A 20,511-nucleotide genomic window follows, 5' to 3' on the forward strand; every position below is an offset into this window, starting at 1 on the left:
CCAGATAGGCGGACAAGAGGAGCTTAACAGAGGTGATCGGCAATCTTCTTTCGTTGTTTGCCTCTCACGGGCAATCGCTGAACCCGTGTGAAACGCCCGATAGAAAACAAGTAGCTACCAATTATTTGATCACCAGAACCGGAACAGTGCTGAGCGACAGGACTTCCGCCGCCTGACTGCCGAGCAGAAGTTTGTTGACGCCGCGACGGCCATGTGAAGAAATGATGATCAGGTCGCTGCCGTGGGATTTGGCAACTTCCACAATACCTTGCGCGGGCGACTGGTTTTCGACATGCACCGCTTCAGCGGTCACACCGGCGGCCTGCGCCTTGCCCTTGGCCTTGGTCAGAATCTCGGTTGCCGCCTTGGTGATTGCTTCGCGATATTCCTGAAACGCAACAGGGCTCGACGCCCACTCCGCCGCAACGACGATGCCATAGGACGGCAAAAGCTCGGTCACCGACACGAAAGTCAATTTCGCGCCCGTTTCCTTGGCCAGTTCCACGCCCTGATCCACGCCCTTTTCAGCGAGTTCCGACCCGTCGGTTGCGATCAGAATATTCTTGTACATCACTCGGTCTCCTGTTGCCTGACAGCTTGATTATGCGCGCGCCGCTCTCACGGTTGCATTGACGCGGATCAATGAGCTTTCAGATAAGCTAATACGCGCACTCCCAATTTTGATGGAATTCACTTTTAAAAAATTCGATTATATAGAATATAATTCTAATCTTGATCCATCAAGCGCATATGCCCAGCTATGCTTTTGCGCTGTTTCCTCTTAAACTTTGCGCAATATGAAGGGAGATTACGCTATGAACAAACCCCTTGGCTCGAAGAGCGACGAAACTGCGGGACGTGGTCGTATTTACGGCTCCATTCTGGAAACAATCGGCAATACGCCGCTTGTGCGCATTGATAAATTTGCCAAGGAAAACGGCGTTGTCGCGAACCTTCTGGTAAAGCTGGAATTCTTCAATCCGCTGGCAAGCGTCAAGGACCGTATCGGTCTCGCCTTGATTGAGGCGCTTGAAGAACAGGGCAAGGCCGTGCCCGGCAAGACGGTTTTTGTGGAGCCGACTTCGGGTAATACCGGCATTGCGCTGGCCTTTGCCGCTGCCGCAAAAGGCTATCGCCTCGTGCTCACCATGCCGGAAACCATGTCGGTGGAACGCCGCAAGCTTCTCAAGCTGCTTGGCGCCGAGCTGGTGCTGACCGAAGGCGCCAAGGGCATGAAGGGCGCCATTGCCAAGGCTGAGGAAATCGCCGAAGGCAACCCGAACGCCATCATTCCGCAGCAGTTTGAAAATCCCGCCAATCCGGAAATCCATCGCCGCACGACGGCGGAAGAAATCTGGAACGACACCAATGGCGAAGCCGATATTCTGATCTCCGGCATCGGCACCGGCGGCACGATTACCGGCGTCGGTCAGGTGATCAAGGCGCGCAAGCCTTCCTTCAAGGTGATTGCCGTCGAACCGAAGGATTCACCCGTCTTGTCCGGCGGGACGCCCGGCCCGCACAAGATTCAGGGTATTGGCGCAGGCTTTGCACCAAAGACGCTCGACACCGGCATTTACGATGAAGTGGTGCAGGTTTCCAACGAGGATTCCTTTGCTAATGCGCGCCTGATTGCCCGCATCGAAGGCATCCCGGTCGGTATTTCGTCGGGCGCAGCGCTGACTGCTGCCGTTGAAGTGGGCAAGCGCCCGGAGAATGCTGGCAAGAACATTGTCATCATCATTCCATCCTTTGCAGAACGCTATCTCTCGACGGCGCTGTTTGAAGGGCTGGAATAATCGGCTTTATCGAAGCCTAATTTCAGAAAAGCAAAAAGCCAGAGCGGGCGACCGTTCTGGCTTTATTTCATTCTGGGGTGCCTTGGGAGAGGCTTAGGGCACAGTCCGATCTGATATAATCAGATCGAAATGCACTTTAGTGGCGCGTGCGTGCTTCGCAAGCCGGGCCAGGTCCGCGCATATAATGACGCTCAGGCCGATAGCTCGGTGCGACGAACTCGCGGATGACATTAACGCTGTCACGCAACTGAACAAGAATGCTCATCGCTTTCACCTTCATCTCAATCATGTTCGAAATGATGTTCCGCGCTCAATGTGAGCTTGTGAAGTAATCTTCACTTCCGAACATCTTAATGAAAACTTTAACGATCAAAGATGAATAAGTGCTAAATCCGCATCGTTAACGGTAAGTTAATAGTAACGATATTCCGGTTTTCCACAACTGCCTGAAACTTGTCACAGTTGAAAGTTCTCACAAAAAAAGCCGGTCAAAACCGGCTTTTTAGATCGATTGGCAATAGCACTATCAGCGCGTCGGCACCGGGTGCTCGCCGCGATAATCGTAAAAGCCGCGGCCCGTCTTGCGTCCAAGCCAGCCTGCCTCGACATATTTGACCAGCAGCGGGCATGGGCGATATTTGGAATCCGCAAGCCCGTCATGCAGCACCTGCATGATCGAAAGGCAGGTGTCGAGACCGATGAAGTCTGCCAGCTGCAACGGGCCCATCGGATGGTTCGCACCGAGCTTCATGGCCGTATCGATAGCCTCGACGCTGCCCACGCCTTCGTAAAGCGTATAGATCGCCTCGTTGATCATCGGCAGCAGGATGCGGTTGACGATGAATGCCGGGAAATCTTCGGCGACCGTCACGGTCTTGCCCAGCGCCTGCACGAAATCCTTCGATTTGCGGAACGTGTCTTCATCGGTGGCGATACCGCGCACCAGTTCCACCAGTTTCATCACCGGCACCGGATTCATGAAGTGAATACCGATGAAACGTTCCGGGCGGTCCGTCGTCGAAGCAAGCCGTGTGATCGAAATTGACGAGGTGTTGGTCGCCAGAATGGCTTGCGGGTTCAGGATCGGGCAGAGCTGCGCGAAAATCTTGCGCTTGACGGTTTCGTCTTCCGTCGCCGCTTCAATGGCCAGATCGACACCAGCAAGGTCTTCCATGGAATTCGCCGCGCGGATCAGCTTCATGGCGGCGGCGCGCTCTTCTTCCTGCAATTTGCCCGAAGAAACCTGACGCGCCATATTGCCATTGATGGTGGCAATGCCCTTTTCCAGCCGGTCCGGCGCAGCATCATGCAAAAGCACACTAAACCCTGCCAGAGCGCAGACATGAGCGATGCCGCCACCCATCTGCCCCGCGCCAACTATACCAACCGTCTTGATCGCCACCGTGTAACTCCTTCATCCTCCCCAAAAGGGGCCTGTCGAGCATATCTTTTCTACAGCAAGCGGAAAACCGCGCTTCGAATTGCAAAAGGCTCATCCAGCAAATGATAGGCTGAACGCCTAAAATGCAATCCAAAATTCTCGCTCATTACAAAGAACCCGCCCCAAACGCGAGACTAAGTCTCCGACTGGGACGGGTCGCAAAATAACGAAGCGGCGAGATCAGCCCGCCGCTTCGCAAAAATCAGAGAGCCTTCTGCAGCTCCGGCAGCACGGTGAAGAGATCACCGACGAGGCCATAATCAGCAACCTGGAAGATCGGCGCTTCTTCATCCTTGTTGATGGCGACGATGACGCGGCTGTCCTTCATGCCAGCCAGATGCTGGATCGCGCCGGAGATGCCGACAGCGATGTAAAGGTCCGGTGCAACCACCTTGCCCGTCTGGCCAACCTGCCAGTCGTTTGGCGCATAGCCCGCATCGACTGCCGCACGGCTGGCGCCAACCGCCGCACCGAGCTTGTCGGCAACCGGCAGGATCACTTCCTGGAACTTTTCAGCCGAACCAAGTGCGCGACCGCCCGAGATGATGATCTTCGCCGAGGTCAGTTCCGGACGATCCGAAGCCGACAGCGCATTGCCAACAAAGCTCGACAGGGCCGGATCGGCAGGCACCGTTGCGTTCTCGACGGCAGCCGAACCGCCCTCGCCCGTTGCGGAGAAGGAGGCCGTGCGAACGGTGATCACCTTCTTGGCGTCAGTAGACTGCACTGTCTGGATCGCATTGCCCGCATAGATCGGACGCTTGAACGTATCCGCTGACACCACTTCCATGATTTCGGACAACTGCATCACATCGAGAAACGCTGCAACGCGCGGCAGGATATTCTTGGCCGAGGTCGTCGCCGGTGCGATGATCGTGTCGTAATGGGCGGCAAGTTCCACGATGAGTGCTGCCGTTGGCTCAGCCAGACGGTTTTCCAGCGCATCGCTTTCAGCCAGCAGAACCTTGCGCACGCCTTTGAGCTTGGCGGCTGCATCGGCTGCAGATTTTGCACCCTTGCCTGCAACCAGAATATCGACATCGCCGCCGATCTGGGCAGCTGCCGTCAGCGCCTTTGCCGTCTGGTCCGAAAGGGTTGCATTGTCGTGTTCGGCAATAAGAAGAATAGCCATTTTTCTCGTCCCTTCCGATTTATTACAGCACGCCATCGGCTTTGAGTTTTTCAACCAGTTCAGAGACCGAACCGACCTTGACGCCAGCCTTGCGACCACCCGGCTCTTCGGTCTTCAGCACCTTGAGGCGCGGTGCAATATCGGCGCCGAAATCGGCAGGCGACTTCTCGTCCAGCGGCTTCTTCTTCGCCTTCATGATATTGGGCAACGACGCATAACGCGGCTGGTTCAAACGAAGATCAACCGTGACAATCGCCGGAAGCTTCACATCGATGGTCTGCAGACCGCCATCCACTTCGCGCGTGACCTTGGCCGAACCGTCAGCCAGTTCCACCTTGGAGGCAAAGGTTGCCTGGCTCCAGTTGAGGAGCGCCGACAGCATCTGGCCGGTCTGGTTGGCATCGTCGTCGATCGCCTGCTTGCCGAGGAAGACGAGGTCCGGCTGTTCAGCCTCGACAACGCCCTTCAACACCTTGGCAACGCCGAGTGGCTCGACCGTCTCGTCGGTCTTGACCAGAATGGCGCGGTCCGCACCCATGGCGAGCGCCGTGCGCAGCGTTTCCTGCGCCTGTGCCGGGCCAACCGAAACAGCCACAATCTCCGTTACCTTGCCAGCTTCCTTCAGACGGATCGCCTCTTCAACCGCAATCTCGTCAAAAGGGTTCATCGACATCTTGACGTTGGCAAGCTCAACGCCCGAACCGTCTCCCTTCACACGGATCTTTACGTTGTAATCGACAACCCGTTTTACTGCGACAAGGACTTTCATCCGCGATCACCTCTTCCATGAATCTTGCGGCAGACTATGCCGCCATGAACCACCGCCTGCATGCCAGATTCCGACGGGAATGCGACGTGAAAGCGGCTCCGTAGGAAGCACGGTGACAAACCGTCCCGTCACGGCACTTCCTATTAGAAACCGGCGGGAAACCTAAAGACGCTTGACGTGCACGTCAATCAGCCTCGGCGATCTATATCGATTAATATCCATTTATTCTGGCAGAACTTCATTCTCAGATTGCGACATCCCCTGAGAGGCCTTCTGCTCCCTCATCCGTGGCGTTTACAAAGGCGGCATCCTGCTTTACGACACGCCCGCACTAACCGGTCGCAGCCTACCCGGTCAAAACAAGGAACCCTGACTATGAAAACGCTTGTCGTCTGCTCCGGCGGACTCGACTCCGTTTCGCTTGCGCATAGAATCGCGGCGGAACATGACCTCACTGCCCTTCTCTCTTTCAATTATGGCCAACGTCATAAAAAGGAACTCGATTCGGCCAAAGCCTGCGCCGAACGGCTGAGCGTTCCGCACCAGATCATTGATATCCGCACCATCGGCGCCAGCCTGACCGGCTCGGCGCTGACGGACAATGTCGATGTGCCAGACGGCCACTATGCCGAGGAGACGATGAAGATCACCGTCGTCCCCAATCGCAACGCCATCATGCTGGCGATTGCCTTTGGCGTGGCGGCTGCGCAAAAGGCCGAAGCGGTGGCGCTTGCCGTCCATGGCGGCGATCATTTCATCTATCCCGACTGCCGCCCCAACTTCATCAATGCGTTCCAGACCATGCAAAACCATGCGCTGGAAGGCTATGCCGATATCAAATTACTCGCGCCTTATGTGAACGCATCCAAGGCCGATATCGTCACCGATGGGGCGAGGCACGACACGCCTTTCGAGGCGACATGGTCCTGCTACAAAGGCGGCGAGAACCATTGCGGCCGCTGCGGCACCTGCGTGGAGCGCCGCGAAGCCTTTCACCTTGCGGGCGTCAAAGACCCGACCGTCTATGAAGATGCCGATTTCTGGCGTGAAGCCGTTGCGCGGAGGAACACCTGATGTTTCGCATCACCAAGGAGTTTCACTTCTCCGCCTCGCATCAATTGACCGGACTTCCTGCCGATCACCAATGCGCACGCCTGCACGGCCACAACTACATTGTAGAGGTCGAGCTTTCCGCTCCTGATCTCGACGGCCATGGCTTCGTGCGCGATTATCATGAACTGGCGCCGTTTAAGCGTTATATCGATGACGCTTTCGATCATCGGCATCTCAATGACGTGCTGGGCCATGGCCAGACAACAGCCGAAACACTGGCAAAGCACTTTTTCGACTGGTGCCATGCGCGCTGGCCGGAAATATCCGCCGTGCGGGTGAGCGAAACGCCAAAAACCTGGGCGGAATATCGCCCAAGTGCAAAGCCATGAAACCGGTCTCCGAAATCCGCATCAGCGAAATTTTCGGCCCGACCATTCAAGGCGAAGGCGTCCTGATCGGCGAGCCGACTGTCTTCGTGCGAACGGGCGGCTGCGACTACCGCTGCGCATGGTGCGACAGCCTGCACGCGGTCGAAAGCCGCTTTCGCCATGAGTGGAAGTCAATGGGCGTCGAGGCCATCTGGCATGAAGTGACGGCACTTTCGGAAAATCGACCCTTAACAGTGTCACTTTCGGGCGGCAATCCGGCCATACAGCCGCTTGGCCCGCTCATCGCCCATGGCAAGAAGGAGGCCTATCGCTTTGCACTGGAAACGCAGGGGTCCGTCGCAAAAGACTGGTTTTCCGCGCTGGACACGCTGGTATTGAGCCCGAAACCGCCTTCCAGCGCGATGGCATTCGATCCCGACGCACTGGCAGCCTGTGTCGAAGCGGCGGGGCCAAAGCCCCGAACGGTGCTGAAATTCGTGATCTTCGACGATGCCGATTATGCTTTCGCAAAACACGTCTCGGCGCTTTATCCGCATCTGCCGGTCTATCTCCAGCCCGGCAATCACACGCCGCCACCGCCAGAAACGGACGATGCATTGATCGACATCGACGGCATTATGCGCCGCATGGAATGGCTGGTGGATAAGGTGATTGCCGACCGCTGGTTCGAGGCGCATGTGCTGCCCCAACTGCATGTGCTGATCTGGGGCAACAAGCGAGGCGTCTGAGCACATCCCGAAAAGTGTGAAGCGGTTTTCGGAAAAGATGTGCGAAAATAAAAACTTAGCGATTTGCGCCCGGCACCCAGAGCACGTCTTTCGCGCCGTTATCGTTGACGGCGCGGGAGGCGACGAAGAGAAAATCCGAGAGGCGGTTGATATATTGCAGCGCCTCCGGCGACACCACCTCGCCCTCGATTTTCGCCAGCGCCACCATCAGTCGCTCGGCGCGGCGCGAAACGGTGCGCGCAAGATGCAGTGCAGCCGACGCCGCCGAACCACCCGGCAAAATGAACGAGCGCAATGGCTGAAGATGGGCGTTGAGATTATCGATATCGGCTTCGACGCGGGCGACCTGCGACGCAACGATACGCAGCGGTTCATAGGCCAGCGGCTTGCCGTCATCGGGCGTCGAAAGATCGGCGCCGAGATCGAAAAGATCGTTCTGGATACGCGACAGCATCGCGTCGATTTCTGCATATTCGCCGGTATGAATTCGCGCCATGCCTATACAGGCATTGGCTTCGTCCACCGTGCCATAGGCTTCCACCCGCAGATCGGATTTGAGCCGTCGCGGACCGCTGGCAAGACCGGTGGTGCCGTCATCGCCGGTGCGCGTATAAATCTTGTTGAGCTTGACCATGCCTTACTGTCCGCCCGTGTACCGTGCGAAATAGATTGCGCCCACGATCAGAACGATTGCGATGAATTGCAGGAAGACGCGCAATTGCATCATCTTGTTGGAAAAATTGGCGTCGCCACCACGCATCATATTGCGCAGGCCGATGATCAACACAATCGCAACGGCGAGCATGGCCACCATGGCTGCGCCTTTGAACACAACGTCCATCTTGTTCCCTTCCCATCATCCGCAGTCTATTGAATTTTCAGACGCAAAACCGCTTCGCACTTTTGCTGAAAATACTTCAAGACTGATCGGACAGCATCCGGTAAAGCCAGCGCGACGGCATCAGGCGGCGCGCCAGAATTCCCAGTTTCGCCGGTCTCGTCACCGCATAATGCGGATTCGGACGCGGCGCCTCCAATGCGTGAAGCAGTACATCATAGACGGCTTCCGGTCCAAGCTTGTTCTTCGATTTGGTGCCGCCGCTCGTCAGCTTGGCCATCTGGCGCTGATAAAGCTCACGATGCACGGAGGCTTCCATATCGATATTGGCTTGCGCATGCCGGGCGGCATTATAGGTGAATTGCGACGCAATCGGCCCCGGCTCGATCAGCGAAACCTCCACCCCGGAACCTTCAAGCTCCATGCGCTGTGCCAGCATCAATCCTTCAATGGCGAATTTGGACGCGACATAGGCCCCACGCCATTTCATGGGCACTAACCCCAGGATCGATGAGCAATGGACGATGCGCCCATGCCCCCGCGCGCGCATGACCGGCACCACCCGCCGCGTCAGATCATGCCAGCCGAAGAAATTGGCTTCGAACTGTGCGCGAAGTGCTTCCACCGGCAAATCCTCGACCGCGCCCGGCTGGGCATAGGCACCGTTGTTGAACAGTGCATCCAGCCTGCCATCGGTCTTGCGCAACACTTCGTCGGCAAGGGCGGCAATGGAATCCGGCTCCGCATAATCGAGATAATAGGCAGTCATCCCCTTGGCTTGCAGGGCGGCAATGTCCTGCTCCTTGCGAGCGGTGGCAAAAACCTGCCATCCACGACGGTGCAGAGCTTCCGCGCAATAAGCGCCGATGCCGGAAGAACAGCCGGTTATGATGATGCTGCGATTTGCGCGTTCCTCAACCATTTCGTCCCATCCTGCCGCCGCGTTTCCTCTACAGTGCTTGATTCGCATGGCCTTTAAAACGGCGCCACCCTTGCAATCTGTCAGGTGATGCTAGATTTAAGGCATTGAAACTCAATGCTGGCGGCGAAAAGGGTAAAATCTGCGGATGCGAAAAATCAGACGTTTTCTCCGTCAGATTACCTATGATGTGCTGGGCCATTTCAGTTCGGACGACGGCTGGGCTTTTGCAAGTCACATCGCCCTATCGGGCCTGATGGCACTGTTTCCCTTCCTGATCTTCGCAACCTCGCTGGCGAGTTTTCTCGGCACCAAGGAATTTGCTGAAACGGCTGTCCACGTCATTTTCGACATGTGGCCATCGAATATCGCGGCCCCCATCGCCAATGAAGTGACCAACGTTCTGACCGTGCAGCGCAGCGGGCTTCTGACTCTCAGCGTGATCGCCGCTGCCTATTTTGCCTCCAATGGCGTAGAGGCGCTGCGCATTGCGCTCAACCGTGCTTACCGCGTCACCGACCAGCGCTCGATTATTTTCTGCCGCCTGCAAAGCCTCGGCTTCGTTCTGGTTGGCACGCTCAGCCTGATGGCGATCAGCTTCCTCTTGGTTCTGGCCCCGCTCGCCGTGCGCATTGCCGAGCAATGGTTCCCAGACATCGCGCCTTTCACCGGCACCATCGCCTTCTGGCGCTATAGCGTCGCCGTGGCCGTTCTGGTGCTGGCGCTGTTCATGGTGCATATCTGGCTGCCAGCCGGACGCCGCAGTCTCGGCGATATCCTGCCCGGCATTCTCATCACACTTGTCGCCTGGCTGGCGGCCGCGACCGCCTTTGCAAAATATCTCGAAACTTTTGCCACTTATGTCACCACCTATGCGGGCCTTGCCTCGATCATGGTGGCAATCGTTTTTCTCTACATGCTGTCGGCTATTTTCATCATCGGCGCTGAAATCAACGCCGCGATCATGAATTTCCGCAAACGCGAGCAGCAACCAGATCTGGTCTTGGAATAATCAGCGCTTCATGGTCGTCAGGGCAACACCCAAAGTCGTGACAACCATGCCGGCAATCTGGATTGGACCGAGCGTTTCACCAAAAATCAGATAGGCCATGATCGCCGCCGTGCCCGGTACGAGATAGAACAACGAGGCGACTTTCGACATCGCGCCTTCGCGGATCATCACCAGAAGCGCCAGAATGGCGCCGATGGAAATCGCCAGCGTCAGCCAGACCAGCGCAAAAATGAGCTGTGGCGACCAGATGATCACGCGGGTTTCAAAGCTGAAAGCACAGAGCGCCGTCAGGACGGCAGCAGCGATATACTGAACTGCCGTACCGGTTTTCAGATCACTGGTCGTGCCGAAACGCTTCTGCCAGACCGTGCCGGTGCTGATGGCAAGCACAGCGAAAAAAGCCGCCGCAAGGCTCTTGGGATCGACGCCGCTGCCTGCCGAAAACTTCGGCCAGACGACCATCGCCACACCGAGAAAGCCGATCAGCAGGCCTGTCCACTGGCGTCCGCTCGCCCTTTCGCGCAGAAGCATTGCCGCAATCAGCGTGGTGAGCATGGGTTGCAGCCCCGCGACCAGACCCGACATGCCAGCAGGCAGGCCGTGATGAACCGCCCAGAAAAGTGCTGAAAGATAGGCACCATGGATCAAACAACCGGCGATAGCCGCGTGAACCAGTGTGGCGCCCTTCGGCCACACCGCCCGGCTCGCCAGCGCCCACAGCGTCATGATGACCGCCGCAATGGAAAACCGCACCGCCATGAAGGTGAACGGTTCCGCATAGGGCATGGACAATCCGGCCCCGATGAAGCCGGTGGCCCAGAGCAGAACAAACATAATGGGGAAGAAGCGCGCGGCCATGGCAAACTCTCTTATTTGCGCTCGCCTTATACCGCTTCGTCAGAAACACCTATCGCATAAATCTGATTGCAGCGTTCAATTTGCCAAAAGGCAGGCGTCGTTTTATTGAGAACGGATGACCATTGAAACCAATACGATCCGCATCCTCGTTGACGCCGATGCCTGTCCGGTGAAGGCTGAAATCTACCGTGTCGCCGAGCGGCATGGCCTGCCTGTGGTGCTGGTCGCCAACAGTTTCGTGGCGATCCCGCGTGATGCCGAACGGGTGGAGCGGGTTGTCGTCTCGGACAAGCTCGACGCCGCCGACGACTGGATCGCCGAAAATGCTAAGCCGGGTGCTATCGTCATCACCGCCGATATTCCGCTGGCCAGCCGTTCGCTCGAAAAAGGCGCATCGGTCATCGCGCCCAATGGACGCGTTCATACGCAAAGCACCATCGGCAACACGCTCGCGACACGCAATCTGATGGATTCGCTACGCTCTGCCGGAGAAATCACCGGCGGTCCCGCGCCATTTGCGCCGAAGGACCGGTCGGCGTTTCTGTCGGCGCTCGATCTCGCCATTGTGCGGTTAAAGCGCGCCGGTTTTACATCAGCTTGACCTGATCGTTGCAGTCGCAACACCAGCGCCGATCAGCAAGGTGCCGCCTGCGCGATTGAAAATCCGCAGGGCCCGCTCGCTGGCAAAGAAGCGCCGCGCCCGTGCCGCCGTCAGCGCATAGGCGAAGGCATTGAGGAAGGCGAGCACCAAAAATGTGCTTTCAAAGACCAGCATCTGGGTCAGAAAATCCCGATGCGGGCTGAGGAACTGCGGCAGAAACGCCACGAAGAAAGTGATGCTTTTCGGGTTGAGCGCCGTCACCAGCCAGGCATGAACCAGCATCCTAACCGGATGCACCTTGTCATGCCGGGCCTTGGCATTCATCGTGCCTCCGGCCCGGAACAGCTTGATGCCGAGCCAGACGAGATAGGCAGCGCCGATCCATTTAACCACTGTGAACACAGTTGCGGAAGCCGCGAGCAGTGCCCCGACGCCCAGCATGGACAGCGTCATGGCCGTGAAGTCGCCCAGCGCCACGCCCACCGCCATCGGAAAAGCCGTCTTCCATCCCTGCCCCAGCGCATAAGACACGACGAGCAGAACCGTTGGCCCCGGAATGATCAGAAGCACGATGGATGCGGCGGTGAATGCAAGCCAGACGTCGAGACTCATGCGATGTCTCCTTCGGAAAAGGAGGAAGCCACCAATTCGCCCCGTTGTCGAGCGTTAAAGTTTCTGCGCGGCTTCGATCAGTTTCATGGCGTCCGGCCCTTCCCATGGGGCGGGCCCGTTCATGGATGCGATCTGGCAGCCGTCCTTATCGACCAGAAGCGTCACCGGCAGGCCGAAAGCAAGGTTCTTGCGCTTCAGCTCATTGAAGCTTGCCATAGTCGCATCGCGGTGCAGCGTGAGGTTCTTAATGCCGATCTCGCTTAGAAAACCCTTGGGCTTGTCGTCGGAACCCGTGTCGATATTGATCGCCACGACATCGAAATCCTTGCCGCCCTTTTCGGCCTGCAATTTGTCGAGGGCTGGCATTTCCTCGCGGCATGGCGCACACCATGTCGCCCAGAGATTAACGAGAAGCGTCTTGCCCTTGTAATCGCCAAGCGTCATCTGCTTGCCGTCGGGGCCCGTGAAGGCAAGATGCGCCACGGAAATCGGCTTTTCCGCTGGGCGCATGGCGGCCACGCCGCCGGTTGCAGCCGCGTCGAGCGCCTTCAGCGAATCCGCTTTTAAGGCGCATTGGGCGGACGCTTCGTCATTTTCGGACGAAACATTAGCGGCTACCACATTGCCAGAGGGGCGCTCCATCACGTATACCGCCCCGATACCGGCAATGACACCGGCAAGGGCTGCAAGAAGGACGATCTTGCGATTTCCCGATTTCGCCTTTTCGTTGTCTTCTGCCATGTCGCGTCACTTCTTTCTAATATCCGGCCAAATCGTCACTCGGGGCATATGAGCATGAGCGAACAAAAATCAAGCAATCAGATGTGGGGCGGCCGTTTTGCCTCAGGACCCGATGCGATCATGGAAGAGATCAATGCATCCATCGGCTTCGACCGCAAGCTCTATGCGCAAGATATTCAAGGCTCGCTCGCGCATGCAGCCATGCTCGCAAAGACGGGCATCATTACGGCAGACGATCACAAACAGATCGAGCAGGGCCTGAAAACCATCCTCAAGGAGATCGAGGACGGCAAGTTCACCTTCTCGCGCAAGCTCGAAGACATTCACATGAATATCGAGGCGCGGCTGGCCGATCTGATCGGCCCCTCGGCAGGTCGCCTCCACACCGCCCGCTCGCGCAACGATCAGGTGGCCGTCGATTTCCGCCTCTGGGTCAAGCAGGAACTGGAAAAGACCGCCGTCGCCCTGAAAAACCTGATCGAAGCTTTTCTGGAACGCGCCGAAGAACACGCGGCGACCGTGATGCCGGGCTTCACCCATCTCCAGACCGCGCAGCCCGTCACTTTCGGCCATCATTGCATGGCCTATGTGGAAATGTTCGGACGCGATCTGTCCCGCGTGCGCGACGCTATCGAGCGCATGGATGAATCGCCGCTGGGTGCCGCAGCCCTCGCTGGCACCGGCTTCCCGATCGACCGTCATATGACGGCCACGACGCTCGGCTTCCGCGAACCGACCCGCAACTCGCTCGACAGCGTTTCCGACCGCGACTATGCGCTGGAATTCCTGTCGCTTGCAGCCATCTGCGCCGGTCATATGTCGCGGCTTGCCGAAGAAATCGTCATCTGGTCCACGCCGCAGTTCAACTTCGTGCGCCTGTCCGATGCCTTCTCCACCGGCTCGTCGATCATGCCGCAAAAGAAGAACCCGGATGCCGCCGAACTGGTTCGCGCCAAGACTGGCCGTATCAACGGTTCGCTGGTCGCCCTTTTGACCATCATGAAGGGTCTGCCGCTCGCCTATTCCAAGGACATGCAGGAAGACAAGGAACAGGTTTTTGACGCTGCCGAAAATCTGGAACTCGCCATTGCCGCCATGGCGGGCATGGTGCGCGACCTGACGATCAATGTCGCTTCCATGAAGAAAGCCGCCGGTTCGGGCTATTCCACGGCAACCGACCTCGCCGACTGGCTGGTGCGGGAACTGGGACTGCCCTTCCGCGAAGCGCACCACATCACCGGTCGCGCGGTTGCTCTGGCGGAAAGCCGCAAGGTTGACCTCGCCAAGCTCTCGCTGGAAGAGCTGCAATCGATCCATCCCGGCATCACCGATGCGATCTTCGGCTATCTCACGGTCGAGAAATCGGTCAAGAGCCGCCAGTCCTTTGGCGGCACGGCCCCGCAGGAAGTGCGCCGCCAGATCCGGTACTGGAAAAAGCGCATCGTGAAGGCCTGATCGCCGTTCAAGATAAAGTCATGTGAAATCATCCGGCCAACGGGTGATTTCACTCTTGAGAATTTTGCGTTACAGCTAGCCCAACCAAGATTTTGATTCAGGAACCAAAGCTGATGACAGGCCGCTCCGCCATTTCGACCGTGCTTATGATCGCCGCACTCGCAGCCACGCTTGCCGCCTGTGGACGTAAAGGCCCGCTGGAACCGCCGCCGTCATCGCTGATCACCGATGATCAGGGCCACACCAAGCCGAAACCCAAGGAAGACAAGCCTTTCATTCTTGATAAGCTGCTCTAGTTCCCAAGGACTATCTTCCGTGAATCATTTTGAATATCGCGACGGTGTGCTGCACGCCGAAAATGTCAGCCTGCCTGAAATCGCCAAGGCGGTCGGTACGCCTTTCTACGTCTATTCCCGCGCCACGATCGAGCGCCATTTCCGCGTGTTCAGCGAAGCTTTCGCCGATATGGAACCGCTGATCGCCTATGCGCTGAAGGCCAATTCCAATCTGGCCGTGTTGAAGACGCTCGCAAAGCTCGGCGCCGGTGCCGATACGGTGTCGGAAGGCGAAATTCGCCGTGCGCTCGCCGCAGGCATCCCTGCCAGCAAAATCGTCTTTTCCGGCGTCGGCAAGACCCCGCGCGAAATGGATTTCGCGCTTGAGGTCGGTATCTATTGCTTCAATGTCGAATCCGAACCGGAGCTGGAAATTCTCTCGGCCCGTGCTGTCAAGGCGGGCAAGGTTGCCTCGGTATCGCTGCGTATCAACCCGGATGTCGACGCCAAGACCCACGCCAAGATCTCGACCGGCAAGTCTGAAAACAAGTTCGGCATTCCGCGCATCAAGGCGCGCGAGGCCTATGCCCGTGCGGCCAGCCTGCCGGGCATCGACGTGGTTGGCATCGATATGCATATCGGCAGCCAGATCATCGATCTTGAACCCTTCGACAATGCTTTTGCGCTGATGGCGCAGCTGGTGAAGGAATTGCAGGCCGATGGCCACAACATCCGCCATGTCGATGTCGGCGGCGGTCTCGGCATTCCCTATCGCACCGACAACAACCCGCCGCCGCTGCCGGTGGCCTATGCGGAGATTGTCGCCAAGCACATCAAGCCGCTCGGCCTCAAGACGGTTTTCGAGCCGGGCCGCCTGATCGTCGGCAATGCCGGTCTGCTGGTGACGGAAGTGATTTTCGTCAAGGAAGGCGATGCGAAGAACTTCATCATCGTCGATGCCGCGATGAACGATCTCATCCGCCCGACGCTTTATGAAGCATTTCACGATATCCGCCCGGTCAAGCTGGCAAAGGACGACGCGCCGCGCATCCGCGCCGATTTCGTCGGACCTGTCTGCGAGACGGGCGATTATCTCGGCCTCGACCGCGAGACGACCAAGCCAGCGCCCGGCGACCTGATTGCGGTGAGCACCGCTGGCGCTTACGGTGCGGTCCTGTCGAGCACCTATAATAGCCGCCTTCTGGTGCCGGAAGTTCTGGTCGATGGCGACCGCTACCATGTCGTGCGCCCGCGCCACACTTACGAAGAGCTGCTTGCGCTCGATTCCATACCGGACTGGCTGTAAGCCATCGGGCCCAATTAATCAGGGCCCATATTAATCATGGCAAAGCCTCGCCTTTGCCATGATGCATGTTATCCTGTCATTTGATTGCACGCTGGCAGACAGAGCAGAAAGCCCGGATGACGGATCAAGGCCAAGACAAGAAGGATAGGCCGCAGCTGATGCGGGAAGCCTTTTTGCGCCTGTTTTCAGGCGATGGCGCTCTGTTGCGCCGACTGCGTCTGCGCACCTTCTTGTCCGTCGGGTTTGAACGCCTGTGGCCGCTGGTCCTGCCGCTGATTCTGTTGGTTGCGCTTTTTGCAAGCATCAGCTGGTTTGGCCTGTTCGGCATGATGCCGCGCTGGTTGCATATCGCCGTGCTGACGATCTTCGCGCTGGCAGGGCTGGTTGCGCTCTATCTCCCATCCCGTTTTCGCCAGCCGACCGAAGACGATGTCACGGCGCGCATCGAGGCGGTCAACGGCCTCGTGCACGAACCGCTGGCCGTGCAATCCGGCCATATGGCCAGCGGCACCCACGATCCGTTTTCGCAGGCTCTGTGGCGCGAACATCAGAAGCGTATGGCCGAACGGCTCAAGAACCTGCAATCCGGCTTGCCGCGACCGCGCCTGCCGGAACGCGATCCTTATGGCCTGCGCGCCGTCGTGGCGCTGCTTTTCGTCACAGCGCTCGCCTACACGTCCAGCGCTGGCAGCGGGCGCATTGCCGACGCCTTTCACATTCGCCCCGGCAACGGTGCCGCCCTTGCCCGTGTCGATGCCTGGGTGACACCACCGCGCTATACAGGCCGCGCGCCGGTCTTCCTGACGGCCAGCGCTGAAAACAGCCGCAATGCCGAAGCGATCACGGTTCCCGAGGGCAGTGTGCTTTCGGTCCGCGTCATCGGCGGCAGCTCGGAACGCCTCACCGCAACCAATGCAGAAGGCGAGCAACGGGAAGTCCAGCCCGTCGCCCCGAAGGAAGAGCAGACGCAAGCGCAAGGACTGAGGCCGGTACAGACGCCGGAAGAAAGCGCTGTCGATGGAAGCCGCAACTTCCGCTACGATTTACGCGAAGACGAAACCGTGACCCTTTCCGGCACCGATGCGCGCTGGAAATTTGCGGTGACGCCAGACACGCCGCCGACGATCCGCTTTACCAAGGAACCCGGTCACGCGCTCAACGGCACGCTGCAACTGACCTATGAAATCGATGACGACTATGTGCCGGCCAGAGCCTTTGCCGAGATCGTGCCGCTGGAAATCGATGAAGACGAAGAGGCCTCCCCGCTTTACGAGGCACCGGAGCTGCCGCTCGCATTGCCGCGCCGCGGCGTGAAGGAAACCACCACATCGAAAGACCTGACCGAACATCCATGGGCAGGCCAGAAGATAGCGCTAACCCTCGTCGTCACCGACGCGGCGGGCCAGGTTGGGCGCAGCGAAACCAAGGTGATAACGCTTCCCGAACGGCCTTTCAGCAACCCGCTGGCGCGCGCTATTGCCGAACAGCGGCGTATTCTGGCGCTTGACGCCAACCAGCGCGATCATGTGCTGGACATGCTGTCGGCGCTGATGCTGCGCCCGGAAGAAACGATCAAGAACGCCGCGCATTATCTGGGCCTCGTCACCATCCGCACCAGGCTTCGCATGGCGAGAAGCGACGACGCCCTACGCGATACTGCCTATTATATGTGGCAGGTGGCGCTCGGTATTGAGGATGGCAATCTTTCGGCAGCCGAAAAGCGTCTGCGTCAGGCGCAGGAAGCACTGAAAAATGCGCTGCAAAACGGTGCCTCGCAGGAAGAGATCGAGAAGCTCACCGCCGAATTGCGCAAGGCGATGCAGGATTTCCTGCGCGAATTCGCCCAGCGCCAGCAGCAGAACCCGAATGCGCGCCAGTCAGCGCCGGATCCCAATGCGCAGATGCTGACGGAACGGGATTTACAGCGCATGATGGACCAGATCGAAAATCTGGCCCGTCAGGGATCGCGCGATCAGGCCGAACAGCTTCTGTCGCAATTGCAGGACCTGATGAACAATCTGCAAATGGGTCAGACACAACCCGGCCAGCAGGGTCAGGGACAGCAGGGCCAGCAAGGGCAGATGCAGCAGCAGATGAACAAGCTTGGCGATCTGATGCGCCGCCAGCAGCAGATGATGAATGAGACCTTCAATCTCGACCAGCAGCAGCAGCGCCAGTTCGACAGCAATCCGGGTGCCGGTGAAGAGGGCGAAGGTGAGGACATGGAAGGCCTGTTCCCCGGCGATGACGGCTCCAGGGGCGGCGGTTCGCAGCAAGGCGGCCAGACGGATGAGAAGACCGCAGAGGCCATGCGCAAGCTGCAACAGCAGCAGCAGCAATTGCAGCAGGAACTGCAAAAGCTGACGGAAGACCTGAAAGGCTTGGGTATAGAACCCGGCAAGGATTTCGGCGATGCTGGAAAATCCATGGGCAATGCCGCCGAAGCGCTAGGACGCAATGAAGGCGCGGAGGCCAACGACAATCAGGGCAGCGCTCTGGACGCCCTGCGCCGTGCCGGTCGCGACATGATGCAGAAGATGCAGCAGGCGATGGGGCAGGACGTCCAGCAGGGTCAGGGCGCGAATGGTTCTCGTGGCCGCGATCCGCTCGGACGCCAGCAGGGCATGGGAGCCGATGATGGCAACGGCACCAAAATTCCCGGCGAAATCGACATTCAGCGCGCGCGTGAAATTCTGGATGAAATCCGCCGCAAGCTCGGCAACGCGCTGACGCCGCAGATGGAAAAGGAATATCTGCAGCGCCTGTTACAGTTCGATTAGAGGCTGCTCAACGAACTCGTACGACGGTTGCAAATTCGTCAGGCCGTGGCGAAAAGAGTGATTTTCGAGCAACGGAGCGGAGCGTACTTAAGGGTACGTGAGCACCGGCGCACAGAAAAGCGCTCTTTGCAGCCCGGCATCACGAATTTGCCGCTCAATCCTTGACGTGTCCGACATAGGGCAACTGCCGGAACGAATGGGCTACGTCCATGCCATAGCCGACGACAAAATAATCCGGGCATTCGAAGGCGACAAAATCAGCTTCCAGATCGACCTTGCGCCGCACGCTCTTGTCCAGCAGGACGGCAATACTGACGCTGCGCGCGCCACGTTCCAGCATCAGTTCGCGGACGAATTTGAGCGTCTTGCCAGATTCCAGAATATCGTCGATCAGCAGCACATCGCGGTCACGCACTTCGCTGTCGATATCGCGCAGCAGGCGAACTTCCGTACTGGTCGTGCCCTTGCCATAACTGGACACCGTGATGAATTCGACATCCGGTTCCACGCCCGCATCATGCATGGCACGGATGAGGTCGGCTGCGAAAATGAACGAGCCCTTGAGAATGGAAATCGTCAGCAGATTGTGAAACTTGCGTTCGGCAATAGCCTTCGCCAGTTCAAGATTGCGACCGGCAATATCTTCCGGGCTGAATAGAATTTCTATCGTCTTGCCGCCGACTTCTGGCATTGCCGGTTCTCTCCTGATCGTTTGCTTTGCTTATGGGCCACCGAAAGCCTTTTCAGGCTTTTCGGGATGCGCTTTCCTGCAGAAGGCACGCTCTATAGCACGGTTTGAAGAAAATGCACCCCGCCTGTCAACAAGCCCAGGCTTAGAGCCTGAAACAAAAAGCGGCATGTGTGTGCGAAAATGGTGATTTTCGAGTACCGGAGCGGAGCGTACTATTGGTACGAGAGCACCGGAATGGAGAAAATTGCCATTTGCAGCCACACAGGGCGACTTTTGGAACAGGCTCTTATATCCATTCCCCGATGACAGGATTTGATATAGCGTGCCCGCATGCATCCGGACATTATCGAACTGCGCTCCTTTTACGACACGACACTTGGTCATTTGGCCGAGCGCGCCATACGCATGGCGATTGCCGGTCTTTGGGAACGTGTTCCGGGCGAACGGCTCATCGGCATGGGCTACAGCCTGCCCTATCTCGACCGGTTCAGCGCCGATACGGAACGCACTTTTGCCTTCATGCCAGCCGGACAGGGCGCGATCGCCTGGCCTTCGGCGGACAAATCCACCACGGCTTTGGTCTTCGATGAAGAATTGCCGCTGCCGGATTCCTCCATCGACCGCATCCTGATGGTCCATGCGTTGGAATATGCCGAAAGCGCACCGGAAACGCTGAAGGAAATGTGGCGCGTACTGGCGCCCAACGGGCGGCTGGTGATCGTTGTGCCCAACCGCCGTGGCGTCTGGGCCCGCTTCGAACATACGCCTTTCGGCAGCGGGCGGCCTTACAGCCGCGACCAGCTTTCCACCCTGCTGCGCGAAGCCAATTTCACGGTCAACACCGTCAGCGACGCCCTGCATTTCCCACCCGCCACGCGGCGCTGGATGATGCGGCCTTGTCTGGCAATCGAAGGTCTGGGGCGGCGGCTGTGGCCGCTTTTCTCAGGCGTGTTGGTGGTGGAAGCCCAGAAACGTCTCTATCAGGGTCTGCCGGTTGCGCAGCGCTCGTCGCGGCGTGTTTTCGTGCCGGTGCTTGGAACCCCGGTCAGCGGACTGCGCAAGGCCAAACAAGAGTCTGACGCCTAGAGCCCATCTGATTACATTAGATCAGC

At 58.1% G+C, this 20,511-nt stretch carries 23 protein-coding genes; 11 read left to right on the forward strand and 12 right to left on the reverse strand.

Annotation, left to right across the window (positions count from 1 at the left end; all coding sequences use genetic code 11):
• Window positions 1-121: 121 nt before the first annotated feature.
• Entirely contained in the window at window positions 122-571 is a 450-nt protein-coding gene (locus ABWW11_RS00155) for a universal stress protein (RefSeq protein WP_109369889.1), read from the reverse strand.
• Between the two features lie 244 nt (window positions 572-815).
• Here ABWW11_RS00155 and cysK point away from each other — a divergent pair, with 244 nt between their 5' ends.
• Window positions 816-1,799 carry a cysteine synthase A gene (gene cysK / locus ABWW11_RS00160; RefSeq protein WP_109369890.1) on the forward strand — a complete coding sequence of 328 codons (984 nt, stop codon included), beginning with the start codon at window positions 816-818 and terminating at the stop codon, window positions 1,797-1,799.
• A gap of 136 nt (window positions 1,800-1,935) precedes the next feature.
• Here the strand turns inward: cysK and ABWW11_RS00165 are convergent, their stop codons facing one another.
• From ABWW11_RS00165 to ABWW11_RS00180, 4 genes are all read right to left on the reverse strand, one after another.
• Window positions 1,936-2,064, reverse strand: coding sequence for a hypothetical protein (locus ABWW11_RS00165; RefSeq protein ID WP_268898867.1), 129 nt, complete (start codon window positions 2,062-2,064; stop codon window positions 1,936-1,938).
• A gap of 261 nt (window positions 2,065-2,325) precedes the next feature.
• Window positions 2,326-3,201 carry a 3-hydroxybutyryl-CoA dehydrogenase gene (locus tag ABWW11_RS00170; RefSeq protein WP_078341045.1) on the reverse strand — a complete coding sequence of 292 codons (876 nt, stop codon included), beginning with the start codon at window positions 3,199-3,201 and terminating at the stop codon, window positions 2,326-2,328.
• A 241-nt stretch (window positions 3,202-3,442) separates the two neighbouring features.
• Entirely contained in the window at window positions 3,443-4,372 is a 930-nt protein-coding gene (locus ABWW11_RS00175; RefSeq protein WP_109369891.1) for an electron transfer flavoprotein subunit alpha/FixB family protein, read from the reverse strand.
• Window positions 4,373-4,394: 22 nt separating this feature from the next.
• Window positions 4,395-5,141 carry an electron transfer flavoprotein subunit beta/FixA family protein gene (locus ABWW11_RS00180; RefSeq protein WP_121537525.1) on the reverse strand — a complete coding sequence of 249 codons (747 nt, stop codon included), beginning with the start codon at window positions 5,139-5,141 and terminating at the stop codon, window positions 4,395-4,397.
• Between the two features lie 375 nt (window positions 5,142-5,516).
• On the opposite strand from ABWW11_RS00180, the gene queC reads away from it, so the two are divergent.
• Genes queC through queE form a run of 3 tightly spaced genes read left to right on the forward strand, consistent with a single transcriptional unit; the run spans window position 5,517 to window position 7,311 of the window.
• On the forward strand, window positions 5,517-6,215 hold the full coding sequence (queC, locus tag ABWW11_RS00185; protein ID WP_124915115.1) for a 7-cyano-7-deazaguanine synthase QueC: 699 nt from the start codon (window positions 5,517-5,519) through the stop codon (window positions 6,213-6,215).
• Window positions 6,215-6,583: a 6-carboxytetrahydropterin synthase QueD gene (gene queD, locus ABWW11_RS00190; RefSeq protein WP_109369894.1), complete on the forward strand. Its 369-nt coding sequence runs from the start codon at window positions 6,215-6,217 to the stop codon at window positions 6,581-6,583. Before queC ends, queD begins: the two co-directional genes overlap by 1 nt.
• Window positions 6,580-7,311 (forward strand): 7-carboxy-7-deazaguanine synthase QueE, encoded by a 732-nt coding sequence (queE, locus tag ABWW11_RS00195; RefSeq protein WP_124915116.1) that lies wholly within the window; start codon window positions 6,580-6,582, stop codon window positions 7,309-7,311. Before queD ends, queE begins: the two co-directional genes overlap by 4 nt.
• 55 nt (window positions 7,312-7,366) lie before the next feature.
• Here the strand turns inward: queE and ABWW11_RS00200 are convergent, their stop codons facing one another.
• The 3 genes from ABWW11_RS00200 to ABWW11_RS00210 all read right to left on the reverse strand — a co-directional run bounded on the left by ABWW11_RS00200 (window position 7,367) and on the right by ABWW11_RS00210 (window position 9,071).
• A complete protein-coding gene (locus ABWW11_RS00200; protein ID WP_109369895.1) occupies window positions 7,367-7,945 on the reverse strand; it encodes a cob(I)yrinic acid a,c-diamide adenosyltransferase in 579 nt (192 codons plus the stop codon).
• 3 nt (window positions 7,946-7,948) lie between these two features.
• Window positions 7,949-8,152 (reverse strand): twin transmembrane helix small protein, encoded by a 204-nt coding sequence (locus tag ABWW11_RS00205; protein ID WP_109369896.1) that lies wholly within the window; start codon window positions 8,150-8,152, stop codon window positions 7,949-7,951.
• A 76-nt stretch (window positions 8,153-8,228) separates the two neighbouring features.
• Window positions 8,229-9,071, reverse strand: coding sequence for an SDR family oxidoreductase (locus ABWW11_RS00210; protein WP_109369897.1), 843 nt, complete (start codon window positions 9,069-9,071; stop codon window positions 8,229-8,231).
• A 145-nt stretch (window positions 9,072-9,216) separates the two neighbouring features.
• Here ABWW11_RS00210 and ABWW11_RS00215 point away from each other — a divergent pair, with 145 nt between their 5' ends.
• Window positions 9,217-10,080 carry a YihY/virulence factor BrkB family protein gene (locus ABWW11_RS00215; RefSeq protein ID WP_109369898.1) on the forward strand — a complete coding sequence of 288 codons (864 nt, stop codon included), beginning with the start codon at window positions 9,217-9,219 and terminating at the stop codon, window positions 10,078-10,080.
• Here the strand turns inward: ABWW11_RS00215 and ABWW11_RS00220 are convergent, their stop codons facing one another.
• Complete coding sequence (locus tag ABWW11_RS00220) at window positions 10,081-10,938, reverse strand: DMT family transporter (RefSeq protein WP_109369899.1); 858 nt, start codon at window positions 10,936-10,938, stop codon at window positions 10,081-10,083.
• A 115-nt stretch (window positions 10,939-11,053) separates the two neighbouring features.
• Between ABWW11_RS00220 and ABWW11_RS00225 the strand changes: the two genes are divergently transcribed.
• A complete protein-coding gene (locus tag ABWW11_RS00225; protein WP_109369900.1) occupies window positions 11,054-11,539 on the forward strand; it encodes a YaiI/YqxD family protein in 486 nt (161 codons plus the stop codon).
• On the opposite strand, the gene ABWW11_RS00230 is transcribed toward ABWW11_RS00225, so the two are convergent.
• Both ABWW11_RS00230 and tlpA read right to left on the reverse strand, forming a co-directional pair.
• A complete protein-coding gene (locus tag ABWW11_RS00230; RefSeq protein ID WP_109369901.1) occupies window positions 11,531-12,151 on the reverse strand; it encodes a LysE family translocator in 621 nt (206 codons plus the stop codon). The two genes, ABWW11_RS00225 and ABWW11_RS00230, sit on opposite strands and share 9 nt — an antisense overlap.
• A 54-nt stretch (window positions 12,152-12,205) precedes the next feature.
• Window positions 12,206-12,892 (reverse strand): thiol:disulfide interchange protein TlpA, encoded by a 687-nt coding sequence (tlpA, locus tag ABWW11_RS00235; RefSeq protein WP_109369902.1) that lies wholly within the window; start codon window positions 12,890-12,892, stop codon window positions 12,206-12,208.
• 54 nt (window positions 12,893-12,946) lie between these two features.
• Between tlpA and argH the strand changes: the two genes are divergently transcribed.
• The 4 genes from argH (at window position 12,947) to ABWW11_RS00255 (ending at window position 18,708) form a co-directional block, all read left to right on the forward strand.
• A complete protein-coding gene (gene argH, locus ABWW11_RS00240) occupies window positions 12,947-14,347 on the forward strand; it encodes an argininosuccinate lyase (RefSeq protein ID WP_109369903.1) in 1,401 nt (466 codons plus the stop codon).
• 113 nt (window positions 14,348-14,460) lie between these two features.
• Window positions 14,461-14,643, forward strand: a complete 183-nt coding sequence (lptM, locus tag ABWW11_RS00245) for an LPS translocon maturation chaperone LptM (RefSeq protein ID WP_078337809.1) — start codon at window positions 14,461-14,463, stop codon at window positions 14,641-14,643.
• 19 nt (window positions 14,644-14,662) lie between these two features.
• Window positions 14,663-15,928, forward strand: a complete 1,266-nt coding sequence (gene lysA / locus ABWW11_RS00250; RefSeq protein WP_109369904.1) for a diaminopimelate decarboxylase — start codon at window positions 14,663-14,665, stop codon at window positions 15,926-15,928.
• 116 nt (window positions 15,929-16,044) lie between these two features.
• Complete coding sequence (locus tag ABWW11_RS00255; protein WP_124915118.1) at window positions 16,045-18,708, forward strand: TIGR02302 family protein; 2,664 nt, start codon at window positions 16,045-16,047, stop codon at window positions 18,706-18,708.
• A 154-nt stretch (window positions 18,709-18,862) separates the two neighbouring features.
• Here ABWW11_RS00255 and hpt read toward each other — a convergent pair whose 3' ends face one another.
• A complete protein-coding gene (hpt, locus tag ABWW11_RS00260; RefSeq protein WP_124915119.1) occupies window positions 18,863-19,399 on the reverse strand; it encodes a hypoxanthine phosphoribosyltransferase in 537 nt (178 codons plus the stop codon).
• Between the two features lie 330 nt (window positions 19,400-19,729).
• Between hpt and ABWW11_RS00265 the strand changes: the two genes are divergently transcribed.
• Window positions 19,730-20,485, forward strand: a complete 756-nt coding sequence (locus ABWW11_RS00265; protein WP_109369907.1) for a methyltransferase domain-containing protein — start codon at window positions 19,730-19,732, stop codon at window positions 20,483-20,485.
• Window positions 20,486-20,511: the final 26 nt, after the last annotated feature.

Origin of the sequence: Brucella sp. NBRC 113783 (assembly GCF_040372265.1) — a bacterium.
Taxonomy (GTDB): Bacteria; Pseudomonadota; Alphaproteobacteria; order Rhizobiales; family Rhizobiaceae; genus Brucella; species Brucella teleogrylli.

Coding starts and splice junctions, on each gene's coding strand:
- cysK (WP_109369890.1), top strand. CDS start 816: ATGAACAAACCCCTTGGCTCGAAGAGCGACGAAACTGCGGGACGTGGT.
- ABWW11_RS00215 (WP_109369898.1), top strand. CDS start 9,217: ATGCGAAAAATCAGACGTTTTCTCCGTCAGATTACCTATGATGTGCTG.
- ABWW11_RS00165 (WP_268898867.1), bottom strand. CDS start 2,064: ATGAGCATTCTTGTTCAGTTGCGTGACAGCGTTAATGTCATCCGCGAG.
- queC (WP_124915115.1), top strand. CDS start 5,517: ATGAAAACGCTTGTCGTCTGCTCCGGCGGACTCGACTCCGTTTCGCTT.
- ABWW11_RS00155 (WP_109369889.1), bottom strand. CDS start 571: ATGTACAAGAATATTCTGATCGCAACCGACGGGTCGGAACTCGCTGAA.
- ABWW11_RS00175 (WP_109369891.1), bottom strand. CDS start 4,372: ATGGCTATTCTTCTTATTGCCGAACACGACAATGCAACCCTTTCGGAC.
- lptM (WP_078337809.1), top strand. CDS start 14,461: ATGACAGGCCGCTCCGCCATTTCGACCGTGCTTATGATCGCCGCACTC.
- argH (WP_109369903.1), top strand. CDS start 12,947: ATGAGCGAACAAAAATCAAGCAATCAGATGTGGGGCGGCCGTTTTGCC.
- queE (WP_124915116.1), top strand. CDS start 6,580: ATGAAACCGGTCTCCGAAATCCGCATCAGCGAAATTTTCGGCCCGACC.
- queD (WP_109369894.1), top strand. CDS start 6,215: ATGTTTCGCATCACCAAGGAGTTTCACTTCTCCGCCTCGCATCAATTG.
- ABWW11_RS00265 (WP_109369907.1), top strand. CDS start 19,730: ATGCATCCGGACATTATCGAACTGCGCTCCTTTTACGACACGACACTT.
- ABWW11_RS00210 (WP_109369897.1), bottom strand. CDS start 9,071: ATGGTTGAGGAACGCGCAAATCGCAGCATCATCATAACCGGCTGTTCT.
- hpt (WP_124915119.1), bottom strand. CDS start 19,399: ATGCCAGAAGTCGGCGGCAAGACGATAGAAATTCTATTCAGCCCGGAA.
- ABWW11_RS00225 (WP_109369900.1), top strand. CDS start 11,054: ATGACCATTGAAACCAATACGATCCGCATCCTCGTTGACGCCGATGCC.
- ABWW11_RS00255 (WP_124915118.1), top strand. CDS start 16,045: ATGACGGATCAAGGCCAAGACAAGAAGGATAGGCCGCAGCTGATGCGG.
- ABWW11_RS00220 (WP_109369899.1), bottom strand. CDS start 10,938: ATGGCCGCGCGCTTCTTCCCCATTATGTTTGTTCTGCTCTGGGCCACC.
- tlpA (WP_109369902.1), bottom strand. CDS start 12,892: ATGGCAGAAGACAACGAAAAGGCGAAATCGGGAAATCGCAAGATCGTC.
- ABWW11_RS00180 (WP_121537525.1), bottom strand. CDS start 5,141: ATGAAAGTCCTTGTCGCAGTAAAACGGGTTGTCGATTACAACGTAAAG.
- ABWW11_RS00200 (WP_109369895.1), bottom strand. CDS start 7,945: ATGGTCAAGCTCAACAAGATTTATACGCGCACCGGCGATGACGGCACC.
- ABWW11_RS00230 (WP_109369901.1), bottom strand. CDS start 12,151: ATGAGTCTCGACGTCTGGCTTGCATTCACCGCCGCATCCATCGTGCTT.
- ABWW11_RS00205 (WP_109369896.1), bottom strand. CDS start 8,152: ATGGACGTTGTGTTCAAAGGCGCAGCCATGGTGGCCATGCTCGCCGTT.